A 2,928-nucleotide genomic window follows, 5' to 3' on the forward strand; every position below is an offset into this window, starting at 1 on the left:
TCGCCGCCTGGTTCGGCTTTGGGCGGGCCGACACGATCGCCGCCTTCGCGATCGCAGCCTTCATGGCCTATTCCGCCTTCAAGCTCGGGCGCCGCACGATCAATACATTGCTCGACGCTGCCCCCGCCGGGCTGAGCGAGCGCCTGACCGCCGCAGCCGGGGCTGTGCCCGGCGTCGTCGCCGTGGAATGGCTGAAGGTTCGGCCTTCGGGCGGCCAGACCCATGGCGAGATCGGAATTCGCGTCTCGCGGACGCTCCCGCTCGACCGTGTCGTCGCCATCAAGGACGCGCTCGTGCTGGCGTTGCGCGAGGTCGAGCCAGGGGCCGAGATCACCGTCACCGCCAACCCGATCCAGGTCGATGATGAGACCGCGCTCGAGCGGGTTCTGCTGATCGCGCTCAAGCTCAAGATCCCGGTGCACCACGTCACCGTGCACAGCATCGGCGACCGACTCTCGGTCAGCCTCGATATGGAGGTCGATTCCCGGCTGCCGCTCGGCGAGGCGCATGAGATCGCGACCCGGCTCGAGACCGCGATCCGCGCCGAGTTCGGCGGCGAGACAGAGGTCGAGACCCATATCGAGCCCATGGAAACCGGCACGCCGCCGGGCCACAATGCCGCATGGGACGCGGTGGAGGATATCGGCAAGGCGCTTGCCAAGGAGGCCGCGGGACTCGACGGCCCGATCCACGACATCCACAGCGTCCGCGTGCGCCAGACCCCGAACGGTCTCGTGGTGAATTATCACTGCCGTGTCGATCCGGCGCTCGACGTCGCGGCGGTCCATGCCGCGGTCGACGCGATCGAGCGCGCCGTCCGGATCGCGCGCCCGCAGGTCTGCCGGCTGGTCAGCCATGCCGAGCCTGCGCATCTGCGCCAGCCTGCCTGATCAGCGCGCACGGACTTTCAGCGGAAGGGGGCTCGGGCTACAGACAAGGCTCAGATGTCGTTTTCGCCAGGGTTGTCCATGCGCGCCGAAGATACCCCCCTGATCCGTCTCGAGGATTATCGTCCCTCCGACTGGCTGATCGATACGGTCGATCTCGACTTCGTTCTCGATGCGCATGAAACGAAGGTGCGGGCCCAGCTTGGCCTCAGGCCGAATCCGGCCGGGCAGCTGGGATCGCCGCTGGTCCTCGACGGGGACGAGCTGACGCTGGTCTCGCTCAAGCTCGATGGAACCACGCTGGATGCTGCGGCCTACAGCGCCACGCCGCAGGGACTGACCGTGCTCGCGCCACCGCAGCGCGGCTTCACCCTCACCATCGAGACGGTGCTGAACCCCTCGGCCAATACCAAGCTGATGGGGCTCTATCGCTCGTCCAACGTCTACTGCACCCAGTGCGAGGCGGATGGCTTCCGCCGGATCACCTATTTCCTCGACCGCCCCGACGTGATGTCGGTCTACACCGTGCGCCTGGAGGCGAAGAAGGCCGAGGCTCCGGTCCTGCTCTCGAACGGCAACCGGGTCGCGACCGGGGATGTCGCCGGCACCGACCGGCATTTCGCGGTCTGGCACGACCCCCATCCCAAGCCCGCCTATCTGTTTGCCCTGGTCGGCGGCACGCTCGACCATGTCCGCGAGGACTATGTCACCGCCGATGGCCGCAAGGTCGAGCTCGCCGTCTATGTCGAGCCCGGCAAGAGCAGCCGCGCCGGCTGGGCGCTGGACTCGCTGGTGCGCTGCATGCGCTGGGACGAACGCGTCTTCGGCCGGAACTATGATCTCGATGTGTTCAACGTCGTCGCCGTGTCGGATTTCAACATGGGCGCGATGGAGAACAAGGGCCTCAACATCTTCAACGACAAATATGTGCTGGCCGATCCGCAGACCGCCAGCGATGGCGACTATGCCAGCATCGAGGCGATCATCGCGCACGAGTATTTTCACAACTGGACCGGCAACCGGATCACCTGCCGCGACTGGTTTCAGCTGTGCCTGAAGGAAGGGCTCACGGTCTTCCGCGACCAGGAATTCTCCTCCGACGAGCGCTCCCGCCCGGTGAAGCGCATCGCCGATGTGCGGACCCTGCGCGCAACCCAGTTCTCCGAGGATGCAGGGCCCCTCGCCCACCCTGTCAGGCCGCGCGCCTACAAGGAAATCAACAACTTCTACACGCCGACCGTCTATGAGAAGGGCGCGGAGGTGATCCGCATGCTCAAGGTCCTGATCGGCGACGAGGCCTTCAAGCGCGGCATGGATCTCTATTTCGAGCGCTGCGATGGCACCGCTGCGACGATCGAGGAATTCCTGGCCTGTTTCGCCGAGAGCTCGGGTCAGGATCTCAGCCATTTCGCGCGCTGGTACGAACAGGCGGGCACCCCAACGATYGTCGCCTCCGGCCGCTACGATGCTGCCGCAAGGAGCTATACGCTCGATCTCGCCCAGAGCACGCCGCCGACCCCCGGCCAGCCCCAGAAAGCGCCGGTGGCGCTGCCGATCGCGCTCGGCCTCGTCGGCAAGGCCGGCGACCTGCCGCTCCACAGCAACTCGAATGCCTATGCGGGCGACGGGCTCATCGTGCTCGACCAACCGTCGCTGTCAGTGACCTTCACGGGCCTGGACGAGGCGCCGATCCCGTCCTTGCTGCGCGGCTTTTCGGCCCCGGCGCGGCTGGAGCTCGATCTTGCCGATGCCGATCTGCTGCGCCTGTTCTCTGCAGACAGCGATTCCTTCAATCGCTGGCAAGCGCTCCAAACGGTCGCGACGCGCGCGTTGACCAGCGCCGGGCGCGGAGCCCTCAGCGCCGCCGGGCTTGCCGACAAGGCCACGGAACTCGCCGGAGCGCTCGACGCCTTCCTGCGCGATCATGCGCTTGCCGACCCTGCCTTTGCCGCCCAGGTGCTGCGCCTGCCCGCCGCCGCCGATATCGCCCGCGAGATCGGTCGGGATGTCGATCCCGACCGGATCCATGCGGCCCACCGCG

2 protein-coding genes are annotated in these 2,928 nt (G+C 66.8%); both read left to right on the plus strand.

Going from position 1 to position 2,928, the window contains the following annotated elements:
- On the plus strand, positions 1-890 hold an 890-nt coding region (locus tag AC1D34_RS36135; RefSeq protein ID WP_476826855.1), incomplete at its 5' end, for a cation transporter dimerization domain-containing protein.
- 78 nt (positions 891-968) lie between these two features.
- Positions 969-2,928: aminopeptidase N (gene pepN / locus AC1D34_RS36140; protein ID WP_476826856.1), on the plus strand; the 1,960-nt coding region annotated here is incomplete at its 3' end.

The organism is Allobosea sp. P1_A7 (assembly GCF_056406775.1).